The organism is Mesorhizobium sp. WSM4847, from assembly GCF_055811335.1.
This window is the reverse complement of the sequence record NZ_JBVVPY010000016.1, coordinates 91,934-110,614: the sequence shown is the minus strand read 5'-3', so window position 1 is coordinate 110,614 and position 18,681 is coordinate 91,934. Positions and strand designations below refer to the sequence as shown.

Below are 18,681 nucleotides of genomic sequence, written 5' to 3'. Positions count from 1 at the left end.
CATGGTGCAGGATAGGGCGTGTTACGTCACCTCAGGGCATACCCTGAGGTGCCTCGAGCGCGATCATACCGAGGCTCCACCACTCCGCTAAGCACAGATCGACCTATTCGATATTGTTGGCCAGAAGCGCTCCGAGGACCCGATTGCCAACGGAAAGCGTAACCTTGTCTTCCGAAAGAATGCTCGTCAGATACTGCCGCTGGCGCTCTTTATCATCTCCGAAGATATTCTCGAAATACCTCGTGTATTCTGTCGGGTCGCCTTCAGGCGGGAAGCTTTTCGATTCCAAATAACTCTGGATGCGTGTTCTTATCGCTCCTAGCTGAACATCCTGTCGGGATATCTCCTGATTCTCTTCGCGGCAATATTGCCGTCGCTTCAAGTCCCAGATGATGTCCCAAGCTGTGGGCAGGCCCGCCACTGCGGATGTTCCTGCTCCGATGAACCAGGCAAATTGCTGGGGCTTTGCGCAGAAAATTCTCGTGAGCTCATATTGGTCGGTCATATCTGCTCTTTCTGGCGGAGCGATTCGCCAGCCGCGCGCCCAAATAATAAACAGAACAGAAAACATAGGCGCTGTCGCGCAGGCCAGGTGGAGCGCACAGGCAATCCACAACCAAGAACTCCGCCTCCTTCTGAAGGAACGCCAGAATATCCGGCCGTACTTTCAGTTACTGGGCTTCGCGGGCCGGAGCCCATACTTGGGGGCAGGAATTGGACCCCCGCAGGCTAGGCGGTCGCTACCGGTGGCTTCGCCTTCTTCTTGCTCGCCTCGTAGGCTTTTCTGCGGCGCCGCTTGGACTCGCCAATGCGCCAGGTCTTGGATTTTACGATATCGCAGTAGGTCTCGAACGACTGTATCGCAGCAGGCTCCAAATGCTCGCTGGCATAAAACTCCTTTATGCGCTCGGGCAGGACCGCCGTGCTACCGTTCTCAAGCGAACAGTTGAAGATGTCGATCTGCTCGGCGGGTTCGCGCGTCTTGTCCGTGTTCAGAACGAACCCGGTTTCCGCGACAGCGGCGACGAGGTCGCCGAACGCGGATTTCAGCTCAGCCTGGTCCGGGCCAGATAGGCACAGGTCATCCATATAGACGGACGGCGTGATGCTACCGGGCAAAGCGCGCAGGAAAACGCCTATGGGAGATTCCGCAAGGACGAGCGTAGCCAAGATAGGGGACTGCACGAAACCATAGGGCAGGACGTAGCCGCCGCCCTCAAACGGGTTCTTCACGGTGGACCACTTCGCATAATATTCCGGCTTGGAGACGCCTATGCCTTTTAGGATGCGTTTCACCCGGTTGCGTTTGACGCTGTAGAAGAAGCGACTGATGTCGACCCGGCAGAAGAATTTATTCTTCCTGTGCCGATGGAGGGCGGCGACATGAGAGCCCTCCTTAAAATGGTAGATGAATCTGTCGAAGCTATAATTTGCGTTGATTTTACGCTTTAGCTTCTTGCCGAGTTCCGAGCTGAAGGCGTTCGGAACGAAGATGGGCTTTCCCTTCTTCCAGTAGGAATGACGGAAGTTTTCGAATGTCTCGGGCATAGTTGACCACCTTGCTGATCAGTTCAATGATGGCTCCGGCATTCTGCAGCAGCAGAAGCGTGACCGTCAGGACTGATTCAGCAAGGTGAAGGCGCTTCAGATGTTTCTTCATCGGCGTTCTCCATTGCTAGACCTCGGCCGACCTGCAACCTCATCATCACGATGGAGTTGTCAACTGAGAGAGGGTATCTCGAAGTCCAGTCCCCCGGTGCTTCCCGAAGGTCCCACCAAGCTACATGGACCAGCGCGAGGGTGCAGCCTAACGCCGAAGTCGCCAGAGACATATTGATGCCGTTGCGACAATTCAATGGCGCTGATCCGGGGTATGTCTAACTTTTTTGGCAAGTAGGCATGTTCGGAGGCGAAGCCAGGGGACGGGGCGCGGGCACATGGCCCGTGACCTTTGTGCCGTACCGACTAGACTGAATCCGGTCGCTTGTGACCGCGACGGAATTCTTGCAACTTATGGTCGGCGCCGAGCCAAGGGCGCAGGTAGAATTGTGGAATGTAATGGTGATCCATGCGGTGCCGCCCTCGCACGGCAACGTAGCCTCTTTCCAGTTGGGAAAGTTAGCCGGTCGCGACTGTCTTCCACCGGTTGTCACCTACCATCAGCGATAGCTGGCAAACTCGTTCGGCCACCGCGAATACCTGGCGGCTTGCATTGGCCATCGTCCCAGAGTCGCGCCACTTCAGGGTATACGTTGATGTGCGGTCGTGGCGCTCACGGCTCACAACTCCCCCTTGAACGCCTTGTCGAGAATCGCGGGAAGCATGGCGTCCAGTTCGGCGGCGGTTTCGGTTTGGAGCGCCTTCACCGATTCGATTTTGGATTGAAATGCGTCGAGTTCGGCGACGATCTGCCGTTGTTTATCGAGCGAAGGCAGGGGTACAGGGAACGCTCGAATTTCGCGCAAGACTATATGTGGGATCATATCACCGCGCGACTTGTCGATCATCCGATCCTTAATCCAAGAGGAATTGAGAAGATGGGTGAGGTATCGACCATCAAGACGATCACGCAAGGGCTTGATGAGCGCGACGCTAACAAAAAAGCTAAATTCCGCGTCTGTATCAATGAAGCAAGGCCGTCCCTTTGTTGCTCCGTCCTTGGAATACAGAACGTCGCCCCGTTCTGCACGACAACGCCGTGTAAACTCGCGATGATCCCCCAGAGATACGTAGTTCAAGTTGTCAAACGAAAGCTTTCCGGTCACCATATTCTTAACGGTGACGAAGGGAACGCCTTTTGTATCAGACAGATATGTGGGAGTTTGATGAGGCCCGTCGACAACGTGCGATGAAACCTCACCGAGTGGCTGCACCGGACATTGGCTGGCAAGTTTTTGAAACGTCGCGCCAAGATCGGATGATAGGAGAGCGCCAGCTTCCTCAGTTGCCAACAATCGCAACTTGCGGGCTTCCTTTACTTTCGCGGCCAACTCCTCGATGCGAGCCACGATGAAGCGTTGCTCGTCGAGGGACGGGAGCGGGACTGGTATGGGCAGAAGACGCTTGCTTTTGAGTTCCGTTTTTATGCCACCAGGCACATGAGTTGAAAGTAGATCTCGAAAAAAATTGCTGCGAAGCAACCACCAAAGATACTTCGCACTAACTCTCGATGAATCAGCCTGATACGCGCCATAATGTATCGTAGCAGCGAGTGGGGCTGGCCCCTCTTCGTGAAGCGCAATCGCGCCCTTAGCGGCGTTAATGCCGGAAACCAAGATGTCTCCCGGCCTAACAAGGATCATCCCTGTCTTGGTGTCCTGAGACTGGCGAAGATGGATTCGCCCATCGTTGAAACTTACCTTGTCAACGATACGAATGTCCCCTGTAAAAAGCTCGATGTCTGGTGGCGTTTCACGTCTTTCCGTGAGTATATCCCCGAGTTGAACTGTTGCCCACGCCCTGTTCATGCCGCAGTCCCGAGAGCCACCTTGATTTCTCGCATCAGGTCAGCGATCCGCAGTTCTTTCTTGAGGATGTCGTCGGCGAGTTGATCGGGCGGAAGATGCTCAAAATCCACCTTGGCGCGAGGGTTCTTGCGATCAAGGTTACAGCCCCCGTCCAACAATTCCTTGGCGGGCACTTTCCACGCCTGATCGTTTTCCTCGCGTTTTGCCCACCACGCCATGCAGCCCCTGAACTCCTCAAACTGCATCGGCAGGGTCTTGGTGTAATTTTTGCGGCCTTCGGGCAATGGCTGCTCGTAATACCAGATTTCCTTCGTCGGCCCAGAGCGGTCGAAGAACAGGATATTGGTCGGGATGCCGGTATAGGGAGCGAACACGCCATTGGGCAGCCGCACGATGGTATGAAGGTTGAACTCCTTGAGAAGCTCTTCCTTGATGCGAGCGCAAACGCCGTCGCCGAACAGCGTTCCATTCGGCACGACCACAGCAGCCCGCGCCGGGCGCCCCATGGGAGTCGGCTGGCGCTTTAGCTTGCGCATGATGAGTTGCAGGAACAGCAGCGCCGTTTCCGCCGTCTGGCGGTCTTCGGGGAAGTTGCCCTGGATACCCTTTTCCTCCTCACCCCCGAAGGGCGGGTTGGTGAGAATCACATCGACGCGCTCTTTCTCGCCGATTTCGGAGAGCTTGAAGCGCAGGGCGTTGTCGGGCTCGATCTGCGGCGCGTCCAGCCCGTGCAGCAGCAGGTTCATCTGGCATAGCAGATAAGGGAGGGACTTGGGTTCGCAGCCGGTGATGGTATCGTCTTGAAGGCGCCTGCGGTCGGCGACTGTCTTCACCTGTTTTTCAAGGTGGTTGTACGCCTCCACCAAAAAGCCGCCCGTGCCACTGGCTGGGTCGAGAACGGTTTCGCCAAGGCGCGGGTCGGTGACTCCCACCATGAAGCGGACGACGGCGCGCGGCGTATAGAACTCGCCGGAGTCGCCCGCCGCGTCCCGCATTTCGCGGAGCATGGATTCGTAAAGTGCGCCGAGAGTGTGAAGCTCGTCCGACGACGTGAAATGAATCCCGCCAACCTTGTTGATGATGTCGCGGAGCAGATAGCCGCTCTTCATGCGGTTATCGACGCCCTTGAACACGGTGGCGATTACGTCGCGGCGGTTATCGCCGTTCGAGCTTGAGAGCGAACGCAGATAGGCGAACAGGCCGGGGCCTTTCTCACCGTCGGCGCGCACGGCTTCCTCGGAATTGATGAAGGAAAGCAGTTCATCGCCCGTAATGCCCTGCGGATCGGCGGCCCAATCGCGCCAGCGATAGGGAGCCTCGATGGCCGCCTTGAACTTCTTGCCCGACAGCGCGGTTTCCTCCTCACGCTGCTGCTCAAGGTCGTCGAGGAATTTGAGGAACATGATCCAGGTGAGAAGCGGCAGACGGTCGAGGTCGCCGTTCAGCCCCTTGTCCTTGCGCATGATGTCGCGCGCGGACTTGAGAAGACTCCCCAGCATCTGAGAGGTCGTCATTGGTGCGGCGTCCGCACCGTTCTTCTTAGTTCGTGCCATAGAGTAGTCCTTGCAAGTCGTTCACGGCCCGGCGAAGCTCGTCGGGGCCGCCGAACAGTTTGATGATTTCGGCGGGCTGGCCGTGGGTTGAGATGGGCGGAACCTTGAGCACGTCCGGTAAGACAAACTGCGCGTCGCCGTGTTCCGCATATTTTTCCAGAAGCTCGTCGAGCACCTGACGCGCTTCGGGAGAAAACTTCTCGAAATAATCCTTGCGCTCGGCCTTGAGGAGCTGCGCCCGCTCGCGCCGGGTGCGAAGCGGCGCATTGAAGGCCAGATAGCAAAGCAGGTCGAAAGGGTCGGCGTCGGTCTGGCCCGTCTGTTGGGCCAGCACATCGAAGTCGATGCCACGTTCGGCCAGCGCGGCGATAATCTCGCTGCGCTGGCCTGCATCCGCCCAACGCTTGCGAAGCTCGGAGGAGGTCGGGGCGAGTAAACGGACGCTTTCGGCTGCATAGTCAGTGTATCTGACGACGCGAAGCTGCTTGCCGTTCGGATCAAGCTCGTGGACCAGATGCGCCACAACTTCGACCTGGCCTCCGTCGAAATAGAATTTGCGCGGCTCACCATTCGGCGGTTCGATCACGCCGGGTTCGCCTTCCTCGGGCAGGACAGGCTCCGGTTCTTGCCCCTCAGGGACGATCTCCGTCGTCGCGGTGGTTTCCCCGGCATCGTTCACTTCTTCTTCTGTGATCCGGGCCGGATCGCCGTCGAAGTCCGGGTCGGCGAACATCAAGGTCGCCGAGCCGGTGTAGTCGAGGATGTTGAACCACAGCTTCCCGTAATCGTCGCGCAGGCGTGTCCCCCGTCCAATGATCTGCTTGAACTCGCTCATGGACCCGACGACCCGCGCCAGAACGACGTTCTTGCAGGTCGGTGCGTCAACGCCGGTCGTCAGCAGTTGCGACGAAGTGAGGATAACCGGCGTTCTGGTTTCGAGGTCCTGGAACTTGGACAGGTGGCCGCGCCCGATTGCGCCCTCGTCGGCGGTGACGCGCGCCACATAGTCGGGATACTGCGCTATAAGGTCGGCATTGAGGTTGACCAGAGCCTGCCGCATTTCCGAGGCGTGTTCCTGATCGACGCAGAACACGATGGTCTTGGCGAAGCGGTCGGACTTTTTGAGGAAGTCAGTCAGGTGGCGGGCGATGGCTTCCGTGCGGGCGCGCAAAGCGATGGCCCGCTCAAAATCCTTGGTCTGGTATTCATCGTCGGGAATCGTGCGGCCAAAGCGATCCACCTCGTCCTTGCTGGGCCGCCATCCGGCGGCGTCCCATTGGGTGACGACGCGATGCACCCGGTAAGGCGCGAGAAAGCCGTCGTCGATGCCCTGGCGCAGGCTGTATTCGTAAATCGGGTTGCCGAAATAAAGGTAGGTGTCGCGGTTTTCCTCGCGCAGCGGCGTGGCAGTCATGCCAAGCTGATAGGCTGGCTTGAAATGCTCCAGGATGACACGCCATGAACTGTCGTCCCGCGCGCTTCCCCGGTGGCATTCATCGACGACGATGAGGTCGAAGAAGTCCGGTGGATAGTCGCGGAAAAGCCCGGCGCGGCGTTCGTCCTCGGCAAGCGCCTGATAGATGGCGAAATACATTTCCCGGCTTTTGACGATCTCGCCGGATTCGATCTTGTGGCGCGCGTCCCCGAAGGGCGTGAAGGTCTTGTCCTTCGGGTCGTCGATGAGGATGTTGCGATCCGCAAGGAACAAGATGCGCGGCTTGCGATGCTCTCCGGTCGTGTTCCAGCGGCTCGACCAGAGCTTCCAGCAAATCTGGAAGGCGACGATGGTCTTGCCCGTTCCCGTCGCCATGGTGAGAAGCAGGCGCTTCTCTCTGGCAAGGATGGCTTCGACCGTACGGTTGATGGCGATTTGCTGATAGTAGCGAGGCGGCTTGCCACCCACCGTATTGTAGGGAGCGATCAGATGTTCCAGGCGCTCGTGCGTATCGATTCCGCTGCCCACCTGATAGCGCCGCCAAAGGTCATCAGGTGTGGGGAAATCGGCAACGCGCGTTTCCGTCCCCTTGAAATAGTCGATCTCGATAATCTCGTTGCCGTTGGTGGCGTAGGCGTATTTGAGCCCGAGGATTTCTGCATAGTCGCGGGCCTGCTGAACAGCATCGGTGGCGAATTTGTAGCTGGCCTTTGCCTCTACTACGGCCAACGGAAAGTCCCGCGTGTAGCGCAGCAGATAATCCACTCGCTTAGGTGGTTTCCGGACAAAGCCCTTACCGACCGGAATGACACGGCCATCCGTGATGGTGCGCTGTTCGGCGATGGAATGGCGACCGTTGTCCCAACCAGCAGATTGCAGCTTGGGCACGACGAATTTTCGGCAAGTGTCGGCTTCGTTCGTCATGCTTCCCCCGCTTCCCCCTTTGCTGCTCCTCTACCTTGCGCTTTATCCAGCTTGCGATTTCATGCCGCTCAAAGCGCCACGATCCGCCGAATTTGAAGCCCGGAATTTTGCCCGCCAGGCGATCATGTAGGCGGTCTTCTCATTGACCTCGAGAAGCTCACCCAACCTCCCGGATCGTCAAGATTTCGTCGGCCATGCGCCCCCCGTGAGTCGCGTCTGACTGACTACATAGAAGATAGGAGAAAAGAAGATAGTGATGGTTGTCCACCTGGACTGCAAGGAGTGCCCAGCAATAAAAAAATTTGGTAGGGCGGTTGGCGATGACGGCTCGAACCGCCGACATCTTCGGTGTACACGAGCAGCTTTCGGATAATGGAAATTATGCCGCTCATCAGATTTGAATAGGCGTCGACGAACACAGTAGCGGTCGCTAGATCGGCAAAAAGGAGCTACGCCGTACGGGAGGTCTCTTCGAGAGCTTCGAGCGAATAGGTGCTCAATTTCGCAATTTCCCCTGCCATGGTCTTCAGCGTGACTTCGCCGTAAGTGTCGGCAACCGTCCTGGCTGCCTGACCCCGGATCGCATCAAAAATGCGGCGTGGAACTCCAGCTTCCCTGCCAACCTACCGCATCTTTATGCAGTAAACTCTCTGGCCATTGATCGGGACGAAGCTTGGCGCTTTGATTGATAGCTTCGTCTTCTTCCCCCCTTCAAACTGCAGCCGATCGTTCGCCTTCAATAGCTGCAGGACTGCGCTGCAGTCTTGACCCAACTCATATTGAAGGGCTGCAGTTGGCACATAGTAGATTTCCCCTTCGTCGTCCTTTTTCAGATATGCGAAGGGCGGACCCCAGATCAGGTTCGGGCGAACGCCAAGGCTCAGATCTTTGATCCGGTCGGCATACTTCGCCAGGACCGGCCGAATTTGTTCAATCGCCCAATCGATATCCCTAGACCGGGAATTTGCACTTATCGGGCTGGCCAAACCGAAGATGGTTTGCACGGCTTCCGAAACGGTGTGAACAAAAGCAGGCAGCGCCCCCCATTCCTGCGCTAATCGACCGGCGGCGTAGGTCAGAGCAAACGTATTGAGGACTCGAGCAGGTCCGCCGTTGTTCCTATTTCGGGAGCGGAATTCGTCCATGAGCAGCTCGATCCTTTCACGAAGAACTTTTGCCCCGCCAGCCTTCGTGTGTTTTGCTACGGCCCGAATGAACTTGCGTCCCGCCCTGCCGTACTGCTGATCGCACAACTTCCTAAGCTCATGCATCGCCTCCTGCGGTTCAGAGAATCCCTCCGGGCATAGGGTCATTATCGGCCCTTTAAACGCGACAGTGCATGTACGGCTTCCTGCGGCGGCAACTACGTCGGCTGCACCTTGCATCGCGTCCTTCGATGCCTCGTTAGCTGTAGAGATGAGAGCTACGTTGACGCCCTTTTCCGGTTTCTGTCCGAACCTGCGTCGGCCCGAGGACGACGACTGTTTGAATGCCATTTTGCCGGACGACTTAAGCGATGTGTCCATTTCATTCTGCTCATCAAGGAGAAGCATGGAGTCGCGGGAGAGCCCGCGTAGGTCGTCAAACGACATCTCGGTGAAGTTGTATGTGTCGCCACCTCCTACATGACTGCTAGGGTCTCCTGCGTAGACGCTTGCGGCCAGGATCGCGAATGTGGTTTTGCCGCATTCCGGCGGCCCCACGAGCTCCACGAAGGGGTTGGGCACATAGGATGGCGCAAAGCGCAAAACAGGGCCGACAAAAGCGTAAGACAGCAAAAAGGTCGCCAGCGGCTCGCCGCGAACGATCTTTTCGACACCTGCCTTCCACTCCTTGATTTCGCCAACCGGCGTAAACCGGACGTCAGGCTTGAAGGTAATTAGGATTTCACTATCGAGGCCATCCTCCCGAACCACGTTGCCGTCACCAAATACATAGATTTCGTCAGTCAGCCATCCCGGCCTGCTGGCCACGAGGGCATCGCGAACACTCGAATGCTGGTCCAACTGCGCCAAAAAGGCCCTTCGCGCACCCAGAGAGTGGAAAGCAAACCCGGAATCTACCAGATCGGCGAAAACGGTCTTTTCGTCCTTCACAAGATCAGCGGCCGAAAACCACATCGCCGCGTTGTCGGTTCCATAGCTGTAGTGGATGCGGCCTTCTTGGTCACGCACCTTGTCGAGAATGCGTGGACCGTTTGCCAATAGTTCATTTTCGGCCTTTTCCTGATCTACTGGCATCTTTCTTTCCGGATTTCCCACCTTCCCACCCTTCCCACCTTTTTGTGCGCCTCGCCGAAATTGGCGTTTAGCGTCACCGGTTACCAGTTGCAGTTATGTGGAGCGCGGCTCCAACATGGCCTTCGAGGCCATCAACGAGCTCCCCGTAAGCGTCTACCGAGGAGTCCTTCAATCAGCGCGCGCACATCGGCATCAACGAACCGCCTGATCAAACCGGGCTGAAAGCCTTTGAGGATCATGAGTTCGGCCATGCCGTATTGCGCATACCAAGCGAGCCATTCGGCGCGCTTGGATGCCTGCATCACATTGCGCTGACGGCCTTGGTTGCCTCGCTTATCCTCATACCCAGAGCGAGTTTCGGGTTGGAACTTCGTCAGATAAAGAAGCTGACCCTTGAGATGGTAGACCGTCTCAATTCGAGAGTTATGGCTTGGACGACGAGGGATCACAGCAACGAGCTCTTCGTACGTCGGACCGGCAATGATCATGTGGACATGCGGTTCGAAGAACAGCTCTCCGTCCAGTTCGATCAATGAGACCTCCACGACGCCGAAAATCTTGGCCTCAACACCGCGCAGCCGGAGTTGCCGGTGGATCGTTGTGACCATGTTCAGTGCGGCCGAGGGCCGAAACCGGTCTAGTGATCCGACCGGCACCCTATGGCGAATCTTCGCGAGGGCTACCGAGTGCACGTTCTCGCCGTCGGCGAATAGGGGCGCGACTTTCGTCAGCACCGTCAGCCGGGAGCGGAAGCGCTCATAGAGGCAGGCGGCACTCTTCGAAGGGCCTCGGTAGAGGCTGTCAAAGCCATCGTGGATGGCAGACTTGTAGGGGCGGACATTGAGACCGGCGGCCCGAACATCCTTGATGGCGTTGGCCTGCCGCAATGCCAGCCCACGGATGGAGAAAGTGACGGTGGAATCCTTGCCCTTATGGCGGCGACCGGCCTCCGTTGCCGCTGCTGCGGCATTCTTGAGGACGGCCTTCAGCCGGTCCCGAATATCGAACTCGGCGGCATGGATGATGTTGGAGAACTTCACTTCGCACCCCCTTGGTCGGACGTGCTAGTGCGAAGCCCGCCATCAACAAAGGCGCGGAGGTCGCCGACTGTGTATGAGACGGAGCCACCAATACGGACGTAGCGCGGGCCATTGCGTCCAGTGCGCCAGTTTTGAAGAGTCTTCGGTTTAACGCCCAAGAACGCGGCGGCATCCCGGGTGTTGAGGAAATCGCAGTCGCGGAAGGCAGAGCGGTCCAGTTGCTCGCCGGGCGAGAGTGCGGCCATTAAGTCGAACCCGGGCGAGAAGAAGCCCGGGGTAGACTCCAAGAACTGATACAAATTGAGGAAAAGCTGTTCGCGGTTTTCGCGCATAAGCGTCCGTCCCGTTAAGGGGAGGATCAGCGCGAAATCACACGGACACGCTGACCATCCCCGGGTTCATTTGGGGTGAGTCAGGCGAACCGCGTATGCGGTGGGGGCAGTTCCCCGTGGGCGGCTAATCAACCGCGCTCGTTGCCTTTAGAAGCGGTAATCCCGCTTTTGTTACGCTGCACCTGCTAGATATTATTGGCCGCTTCTGGTTGCAACGGGGGCGCGAAAAAAATCCCTCCAGCGCCCTAGTTATCCCGCTCGGCTGCTTGCTGTGCGATTGCTGAGGTGAAACCCTTTACCGAATGCGTGGCAGTGGACGAGCCGCAAAGTTAAGCTTTTTCAAGGGCTTCGAATGGTGGGCGTGACAGGGATTGAACCTGTGACCCCTGCAATGTCAATGCAGTGCTCTCCCGCTGAGCTACACGCCCATCCGAAGCCGCGCATACACCATTTTTGCCACGGCGCGTCAATAGCAGGAAAAGCGAAAGAAAGCTTCGCCTTGCCGCGCCGTCGAAGGCGCTCCGGAAGCCGGCGGCGGAAAACGCGTCAGGCTGCCTGCAGCATCTTTTCGACCTCGTTGACGAGGTCGCGCAGATGGAACGGCTTCGACAGCACCTTGGCGTCTTTCGGCGCCTTGGAATCCGGATTGAGCGCAACGGCGGCGAAGCCGGTGATGAACATGACCTTGAGGTCGGGATCGATCTCGGTGGCGCGTCTAGCGAGTTCTATGCCGTCCATCTCCGGCATGACGATGTCGGTCAAGAGCAGCGAGAAAGGCTCTTCGCGCAGCCGCTCATAGGCGCTGGCGCCATTGTCGAAATCGCTGACCTGGTAGCCGGCACGCTCCAGCGCCTTGACGAGGAACCGGCGCATGTCGTCGTCGTCTTCCGCCAGCAGAATGCGTGCCATCTTATCCCGTCCGAATCACCCGCCCGAGACTGCCGTGCGGCAGCCCGTTAACCATCCTGTATATGAGGAGGCGAGGGTAAACATCAAGTGAACGATAAAGGCCCGACCGGCCTTAACAAAGCGGTCCGGACGCCGAAACGCTGGACATGCGGCCGGCGAGGTGGCACCTTTCCAACCATGATGCATTGGTGTTTCCGGATTCGTTCAAATTGAAAACGGCAGCCGAGGATTTTTCGGTCGTTCCCCCCTTCGAAATCCGGTCGGGCGCCGAACAGCGCGTCCCCTTCCTCTTCAACTCACCGCATAGCGGCCGTCACTATCCGGACCGGTTCCTGGCGATGGCAAGGCTGGACCGAAACGCCATCCGCCGCTCCGAAGATTGCTATGTCGACGAATTGTTCGGCGGCGCCGTCGCGCTCGGCGCGCCGATGCTGGCGGCAAACTTCCCGCGCGCCTATCTCGATGTCAACCGGGAGCCGTGGGAACTCGATCCGCGCATGTTCGCCGAACCCGTGCCGTCGTTCTGCAACATCCGCTCGGCGCGCGTCGCCGGCGGGCTTGGCACCGTGCCCAAGCTGGTGGGAGAGGGGCTCGAAATCTATGCCGGCCGCTTGCCGCTGGCGGAAGCCGTCGGGCGCATCGAGGCCGTCTACAAACCTTATCACGAGACGCTGAAACGGCTTTTGACCAGGACCCATGCGCGGTTCGGCTTTGCCGTGCTGATCGATTGCCACTCGATGCCGGCGAGCATCAGGGTCGGCGACAGCGGTGTCAGGCCCGACTTCATCGTCGGCGACCGTTTCGGCATCTCCGCTGCGGCAGCGTTGACCGAGACCGCGATCGGCCTGCTCATCGGCATGGGCTATACCGTCGCCCATAACAAGCCTTATGCGGGAGGCTTTATCACCGAGCATTATGGCCGCCCGGTGCGCCACCTCCATGCACTGCAGATCGAGGTCAACCGCGGGCTTTACATGAACGAGCGGACGTTCCAGAAATCCGCCGGCTTCGATGCGCTCGCCGACGATCTGGCGCAATTCTCGGCCGACCTGATGGCGATGCCCGACCACAATTTTATCGATCTGCCGCTCGCCGCCGAATGATGCCGAAAATCGAAAATGAGGTTTTGCGCCGGATAAAGGCGTCGGCGTGCGGGTCGGGACGCGCAATCGGCTGAGTGCCGCGCCGAAAAAAAGACCGCATCGTTTGCACGACACGGTCGAAGTCTAGGGAGGAAACGCCCAAGGAGGGCATGGACAGGAGAACCTGTCCGAGAACAAATCTATTGTGCGATGCACAAATGTCAAGCCGCCGTGCGGCGTTTTTAATTCACTATGATGTGGAAACTGCGTTTCGAGGGCGCCAGCGTTGCATTCGAGCAACAGTCGTCGATGCGCAAAAGTCCCGCACGCCCTTGTTTTGGCGGAAATCCACAGGCAGACGTTGGTTCCAGCACGCTAAAGCGCCTCGCGTTTGACCGGACGACGCGCTTTAGGTTGTTGTTTTATGCATGTCGTTATCGCAAAACCGCTGCACACTTTTGCGCGACATGCATTACGCGGGAGAATCAGTTGGACATCAGCATCGATTTCATGCGGCGCATTGCGGATGCCGCCGCAGCCGAAACCTTGCCGCGCTTCCGCAGCCAGGGCGCAGTCGCCAACAAGGAGCAAGGCAGCTTCGACCCGGTCACCGAGGCGGACCGCGAGGCCGAGCGGGTCATCCGGGCGCTTATTTCAGCGGAATATCCCGATCACGGCATTCTTGGCGAGGAGCATGGCAGCGAGAACATTTCCAGCAGGCATGTCTGGGTGATCGATCCGATCGACGGCACCCGCGCCTTCATTTCCGGCCTGCCGGTGTGGGGAACGTTGGTCGGGCTGACGGTCGACGGCGATGCCGTTGCCGGCATGATGTCGCAGCCCTTCACCGGCGAGCTTTTCTACGCCAACGCGTCCGGCGCCCATTATGAAGGCCCGGGCGGACCGCGACGGCTGACCACACGCAAGACGACAAGCCTCGCCGAAGCGACGCTGTTCACCACCACGCCAGCACTGTTCAAGGGAGACGCGCGCCTGCGTTACGACCTGTTCGAGCGGCAGGTCCAGCTCGCCCGCTACGGTACCGACTGCTATGCCTTCGCCATGGTCGCGGCGGGAAGCGTCGACATCGTCGCCGACCCCGGTTTGAAACCCTACGATATCGTCGCGCTGATCCCGATCATCGAGAAGGCCGGCGGCGTCGTCACCACCTTCGAAGGCGGACCGGCGGAAAGGGGCGGCGACATCCTGGCTGCGGCAACGCCGGAGCTTCATGCCGCCGCGATGGCGGCGTTGCGTGGCTGAACCGGCTGGGCAGCTGGCCATTACGCACTGAGGTGCCCACGGCGACGATAACCCAATGCTCCTGACGGCAGGGTGTCAGCAGCTCTCGGCTATGGAGACAATGCCACGGGAGGGAGTCTCATGCCGACGCAGTTAACAACCAGCCGTTCCGAAGATGCTCCAGTAGAAAATGCGCCGGCAGAAAATGCCCTGGGAGATGGGCGGGCCGATTTCGATTTCTTCTTCGGACGCTGGAACGTCAGCCATCGAAGGTTGCAGGAGCGCCTGCAAGGCGACACGAACTGGGACGTGTTTGGCGGGACATGCGAGGTGCGCCCGATCCTTGGCGGGCTCGGCAATGTCGATGACAATGTGATTGAATTGCCCGGCGGCGCCTATCGCGCCGCCACGCTGCGGACCTTCGATCCGGCGACGAGACAATGGTCGATCTGGTGGATCGACGGCCGCAATCCGGCGACCATCGATATTCCGATGCGCGGCGCCTTCGAAGCAGGCGTCGGCACGTTCCTATGTGAAGACGTTTTTGACGGACGCGCTATCCAGGTTCGCTTCCTGTGGTCGCGGATCACTGAAAAATCGGCGCGCTGGGGCAGGCTTTTTCAGCGGATGGCGGCAAGACCTGGGAGACCAACTGGATCATGGATTTCGCCCGGCAAGTGTAGGCCGACGATCGACCTGGAACGCATTTTTTCAAGCCAAGTCATTCTTTCAAGCCAAGTCATGGATTTCAATGATTTGGAGCGGTCTTTTGCGCGTCCGGAGGAGCACGGCACTCAATCAGGAGTTGTCGTCGCTTCCCGGAATGAAGGCATCAAAGGCGGCAAAGAACTGCTCGCGATAGAAGTCGGCTTCCTGCAATATTTCATGGCGTGCACCATCGATCACCAGCAGTGAACCGAGACGCAGGCGTCTGGTGTAGGTTTCCACCGCTTTAGTCGAGACGACCTGGTCGGCGCCGGCGGCGACCACCAGCAAGGGAACCCGGATCCTGGCCATGAAGTCGGGATCGCTGATGACCTCGGAGGCCTGCGCCGCCGCTTTCAGCCAGCGGATCGTCGGGCCGCCGAGCGCCAGCTGCGGGTAGGTTTCGTAGAGCAGCGTGTTGCGCCGATACCGCTCGGGATCCGATGTCACCTTGTTGACGGCAAAGGGTATGGTTTTTCTGGGCCGCGGACCCCAGGCGGCGTAAAGCTTGCCAAGGCCCAGCAGACAGAACAGCGAGCAGAGGCGGCGAACGGTGGCTGTCGAGACCGGCAGGTCGGGCACCGCCAGGAAGGGCGCGATCAGCACCATGCGCCGTACGCGGTTCACCATCGACGGCCCGGCAAGCAGCGTGATCACCGCCCCGGCCGAATGGGCCAATATGTAATACGGCCCCCGGCAGTCGGGCAGCACGATCTCCTCGAAGAACTGTTCCAGGTCGCCGGTGTAGTCGAAGAAACTGCGGACATAGCCGCGCTCGCGATCGCTGATCAGCCGGTCGGAACCGCCCTGGCCGCGCCAGTCAAAGGTGGCGACGCCAAAGCCGCGGTCGGCGAGGTTGCGGATGGTCTCGAAATATTTTTCGATGCACTCGTTGCGGCCGGTCAAGAGGACCACGGTGCCCTTCATCGGGCGGGCAACGGCGGCAAAGAGGCCATAACGGATCTTCTTGCCGTCGCGCGTGGTGAAGAAACCACCGGCCGCATTTTCCGGCAGCGGATTGCCCGGAATTTCGCGGAAGAGGGGAATTTTGTCGAGGAGGTCCGTCATTCGGCGCTGCGTTTTATGTGTCGCTGCCTGCATGGCGCAAGCTGTGGTAGGCATAGACGCCCCATGCAGCAAAAGCAAAGGGCAGCAAAAGCAAAGGAATTCCGGACGCGTTGGAAAGGCTGAACGAGCCAGCCGGCGAGTGAGGCCGAAAGCAGCTTGCGGCATGCTTCCGGCCCCCCGTCGATCCGGGAGGAAGGGACGTTACACCCGGTCGGCCCCGTTGCGGCATTTCGCGCATAACCGCGAAAACCGCAGCCGATTTCGCCGTGAATCATGCGCAATCAAAGTGTTACAGCTTCCTTTTGCATGTCCGAGAGGACGCGCGACGCCGTAACCGCCGCCTGTTCCTTGATCCTGGAAGCAGTCTAGCGCGACTTAGCTGAACGTCCGCCGAAGTCGCGGTTCATCTGCCGTTCACCGAGGCGGCAGAATCTTGAAATGCCTTCTCGTGCTCCCCAAATGTCTGTTGTTGCGGCCGCCAATGTCGGGGCCGCTGGCCCATCCGGAACGCCGTCACGGGTTTCGCACCGGCCACACGTTTGTTGCTCAACAGGAGAACACACTATGCGTCACGTTGATTTTTCCCCGCTTTATCGTTCGACCGTCGGTTTCGACCGGCTATTCACCATGCTCGATTCGCTTGCGCAGCCCGAAGGTGCACAGACCTATCCGCCCTACAACATCGAGCGCACCGGTGAGGATTCCTATCGCATCTCGATGGCGGTCGCCGGCTTCTCGGACGATGAGCTCTCGATCGAGGCTCACCGCAACGTTCTGACAGTCAAGGGTGAGCGCAAGGAGGGCAATGGCGAAGGCTCCGAACTGCTCTATCGCGGTATCGCCAGCCGGGCCTTTGAGCGCCGCTTCCAGCTTGCCGACCATGTTGACGTCGTCGGCGCCTCGCTGAAGAACGGCCTGCTCTTCGTCGACCTCAAGCGCAATATTCCCGAGGAGCTGAAGCCGCGCAAGATCGCGATCTCCGCGTCTTCGGCGAAGGCCAAGCAGATCGAGGCCAAGACCGCCGCGTAAGCTGCGTCACAAAGACGACCTAACAGACGAGGGCGGCGCCTGGCGCCGCCCTTTTTTATGGATAGGTGCCGCTATCCAGCAATTAGCTCGCCAAAGCGGTCGACCTCTTCGGCCGTGGTCGCAAAGCTGGTGACGAAACGATAGAGCGCTTCGTCCTCGCCGATATGGCCATCAAAGTCGTGCGGCTTGTGCCAGTCGTAGAAGGCGGCACCGGCCAAAAACACCCGTTCCGCCTTGGCCTTTTTCATCACCGCGAACACTTCGTTTGCTTGCGGCAGCCAGGCCAGACGCGCCGACGCGGAATCCTCGATCAGTGCTGCGAGGCGTGCTGCCATGGCGTTGGCATGCCGCGCCGTGTCGAGCCACAGGTCGTCCTTGAAATAGGCTTCGAACTGCGCTGCGATGAAGCGCGATTTCGAGAACAATTGCGCCGCGCGCTTGCGCAGGAAGGCCAGTTCCCTGGCGCGGTCGAGGTCGAACAGCACGATAGCCTCGGCGCACCAGCAGCCGTTCTTGGTGGCGCCGAAAGAGAGGATGTCGACGCCGCCCTTCCAGGTCATCTGCGCCGGTGTTGTCTCGAGCGCGACCAGCGCATTGGCGAAGCGGGCACCATCCATGTGCAGCGGCAGTTTGTGATGCTTGGCGATCGCCGAAATCCTGGCAATTTCGTTCAGTGTGTAGATGGTGCCGACCTCGGTCGACTGGGTGATCGACACCGCCATCGGGCGCCCGGAATGGACGATTTCAGCCGCGAACCGGCCGACCGCCCTGTCCAGCTTATTCGGATCGATCTTGCCCAGCGCGCCGTCGACGGCATGGAGCCGTGAGCCGCCGGTAAAGTATTCCGGGGCGCCGCATTCATCCTCGATGACATGCGACTCTCGATGGCAGAAGGAAATGCCGCCCGATTTGTTGTAGGCGGTCAGCGATAGGGAATTGGCGGCGGTGCCGGTGGCCACGAAAAACACCGCGACCTCGCGCTCGAAGATTTCGTTGAAGCGCTGGTATGCGGCCTCGTCGAGGGCGCCGTCGCCATAGGCGGTGGAAAAGCCGCCGGCATGGGCCGACAGGCCCGCGGCGATGCTGGGATGGGCGCCTGCCCAATTGTCGGAAGCGAAATTCATGCGTTTGCCTGTGCTGGGAAAATCGAGGCGACCTTGGCCGCTTTCGCATGGCGCTCGCAAGTGCCAAGCGCCGGAAAAGCGGTAAAGCCAGCGAGAGGCCGGGGACCCAAAGCGCGTCGCGTTCGGCCGGCCTCATGCGACGCGCTTTAGGTTTTTGTTTTCATGCATGTCGTTATCGCAAAACCGCTGCACACTTTTGCGCGACATGCATTAACGCGGACGACTGAAGGTTGCGTTTTGGCCGGGTCGCGCGTAATTTTCTGTCTCTAGATGCCCATGATTGTTGTGAATCGGTCTTGTGCGCATCCGCAATTTCTGTCATAAAAATTTAGGACAGTAGTACTGTCTTATTTTGTCGCACAAAACCGGCTGGATTGGCGTATCATTGGGCTCTCCGGCCGTTGCCGCGAGCGACAGGTAGACAGCCCGGCTCTGGCCTCTACGATTGCCGGATGCGAACCAGGCCGCCTGGTTCGGCAAGGATTTCGCAAGACGTGCCGCAAGGATGAGAGGGAAGCTCATGCGCTTCCC

Annotated in this window: 16 protein-coding genes and 1 tRNA gene; 4 read left to right on the top strand and 13 right to left on the bottom strand. The window is 58.9% G+C overall.

The genetic code is table 11. The annotated features are described in order from the left end of the window. Window positions 1–103: 103 nt before the first annotated feature. The 11 genes from AC0L28_RS22645 to cpdR form a co-directional block, all read right to left on the bottom strand. Window positions 104–571 carry a hypothetical protein gene (locus tag AC0L28_RS22645; protein WP_473480268.1) on the bottom strand — a complete coding sequence of 156 codons (468 nt, stop codon included), beginning with the start codon at window positions 569–571 and terminating at the stop codon, window positions 104–106. A 158-nt stretch (window positions 572–729) separates the two neighbouring features. After that, window positions 730–1,548: a reverse transcriptase domain-containing protein gene (locus AC0L28_RS22640; protein ID WP_473480266.1), complete on the bottom strand. Its 819-nt coding sequence runs from the start codon at window positions 1,546–1,548 to the stop codon at window positions 730–732. A gap of 417 nt (window positions 1,549–1,965) precedes the next feature. Continuing rightward, window positions 1,966–2,070: a DUF4238 domain-containing protein gene (locus AC0L28_RS22635; protein WP_473480264.1), complete on the bottom strand. Its 105-nt coding sequence runs from the start codon at window positions 2,068–2,070 to the stop codon at window positions 1,966–1,968. A 209-nt stretch (window positions 2,071–2,279) separates the two neighbouring features. Continuing rightward, window positions 2,280–3,467 (bottom strand): restriction endonuclease subunit S, encoded by a 1,188-nt coding sequence (locus AC0L28_RS22630; protein ID WP_473480262.1) that lies wholly within the window; start codon window positions 3,465–3,467, stop codon window positions 2,280–2,282. Beyond that, entirely contained in the window at window positions 3,464–5,020 is a 1,557-nt protein-coding gene (locus AC0L28_RS22625; RefSeq protein WP_473480260.1) for a type I restriction-modification system subunit M, read from the bottom strand. Before AC0L28_RS22625 ends, AC0L28_RS22630 begins: the two co-directional genes overlap by 4 nt. Further along, the gene (gene hsdR / locus AC0L28_RS22620) at window positions 5,007–7,379 is read right to left on the bottom strand and encodes an EcoAI/FtnUII family type I restriction enzme subunit R (protein WP_473480258.1); all 2,373 of its coding nucleotides are present in this window, start codon (window positions 7,377–7,379) and stop codon (window positions 5,007–5,009) included. Before hsdR ends, AC0L28_RS22625 begins: the two co-directional genes overlap by 14 nt. A gap of 623 nt (window positions 7,380–8,002) precedes the next feature. Then, window positions 8,003–9,640: a DUF927 domain-containing protein gene (locus AC0L28_RS22615; RefSeq protein ID WP_473480256.1), complete on the bottom strand. Its 1,638-nt coding sequence runs from the start codon at window positions 9,638–9,640 to the stop codon at window positions 8,003–8,005. Window positions 9,641–9,750: 110 nt separating this feature from the next. Continuing rightward, the gene (locus AC0L28_RS22610; protein ID WP_473480254.1) at window positions 9,751–10,659 is read right to left on the bottom strand and encodes a hypothetical protein; all 909 of its coding nucleotides are present in this window, start codon (window positions 10,657–10,659) and stop codon (window positions 9,751–9,753) included. Beyond that, window positions 10,656–10,991, bottom strand: a complete 336-nt coding sequence (locus tag AC0L28_RS22605) for a helix-turn-helix transcriptional regulator (protein WP_473480252.1) — start codon at window positions 10,989–10,991, stop codon at window positions 10,656–10,658. Before AC0L28_RS22605 ends, AC0L28_RS22610 begins: the two co-directional genes overlap by 4 nt. Window positions 10,992–11,344: 353 nt before the next feature. Then, a tRNA-Val gene (locus AC0L28_RS22600) sits at window positions 11,345–11,419 on the bottom strand. A 118-nt stretch (window positions 11,420–11,537) separates the two neighbouring features. Continuing rightward, entirely contained in the window at window positions 11,538–11,900 is a 363-nt protein-coding gene (cpdR, locus tag AC0L28_RS22595; protein ID WP_006199474.1) for a cell cycle two-component system response regulator CpdR, read from the bottom strand. 146 nt (window positions 11,901–12,046) lie between these two features. On the opposite strand from cpdR, the gene AC0L28_RS22590 reads away from it, so the two are divergent. The 3 genes from AC0L28_RS22590 (at window position 12,047) to AC0L28_RS22580 (ending at window position 15,139) form a co-directional block, all read left to right on the top strand. Then, window positions 12,047–13,003, top strand: a complete 957-nt coding sequence (locus tag AC0L28_RS22590; RefSeq protein WP_287175681.1) for an N-formylglutamate amidohydrolase — start codon at window positions 12,047–12,049, stop codon at window positions 13,001–13,003. Window positions 13,004–13,471: 468 nt separating this feature from the next. Beyond that, window positions 13,472–14,245 (top strand): histidinol-phosphatase, encoded by a 774-nt coding sequence (gene hisN, locus AC0L28_RS22585; protein ID WP_091600418.1) that lies wholly within the window; start codon window positions 13,472–13,474, stop codon window positions 14,243–14,245. A gap of 120 nt (window positions 14,246–14,365) precedes the next feature. After that, window positions 14,366–15,139, top strand: a complete 774-nt coding sequence (locus AC0L28_RS22580; protein ID WP_473480249.1) for a hypothetical protein — start codon at window positions 14,366–14,368, stop codon at window positions 15,137–15,139. Here the strand turns inward: AC0L28_RS22580 and AC0L28_RS22575 are convergent. Next, window positions 15,023–15,997, bottom strand: coding sequence for an alpha/beta fold hydrolase (locus AC0L28_RS22575; protein WP_287343821.1), 975 nt, complete (start codon window positions 15,995–15,997; stop codon window positions 15,023–15,025). The two genes, AC0L28_RS22580 and AC0L28_RS22575, sit on opposite strands and share 117 nt — an antisense overlap. Window positions 15,998–16,561: 564 nt before the next feature. On the opposite strand from AC0L28_RS22575, the gene AC0L28_RS22570 reads away from it, so the two are divergent. Beyond that, window positions 16,562–17,026: an Hsp20 family protein gene (locus AC0L28_RS22570; RefSeq protein ID WP_077380347.1), complete on the top strand. Its 465-nt coding sequence runs from the start codon at window positions 16,562–16,564 to the stop codon at window positions 17,024–17,026. 71 nt (window positions 17,027–17,097) lie between these two features. Here AC0L28_RS22570 and AC0L28_RS22565 read toward each other — a convergent pair whose 3' ends face one another. Further along, the gene (locus AC0L28_RS22565) at window positions 17,098–18,150 is read right to left on the bottom strand and encodes a threonine aldolase family protein (RefSeq protein ID WP_473480247.1); all 1,053 of its coding nucleotides are present in this window, start codon (window positions 18,148–18,150) and stop codon (window positions 17,098–17,100) included. Window positions 18,151–18,681: the final 531 nt, after the last annotated feature.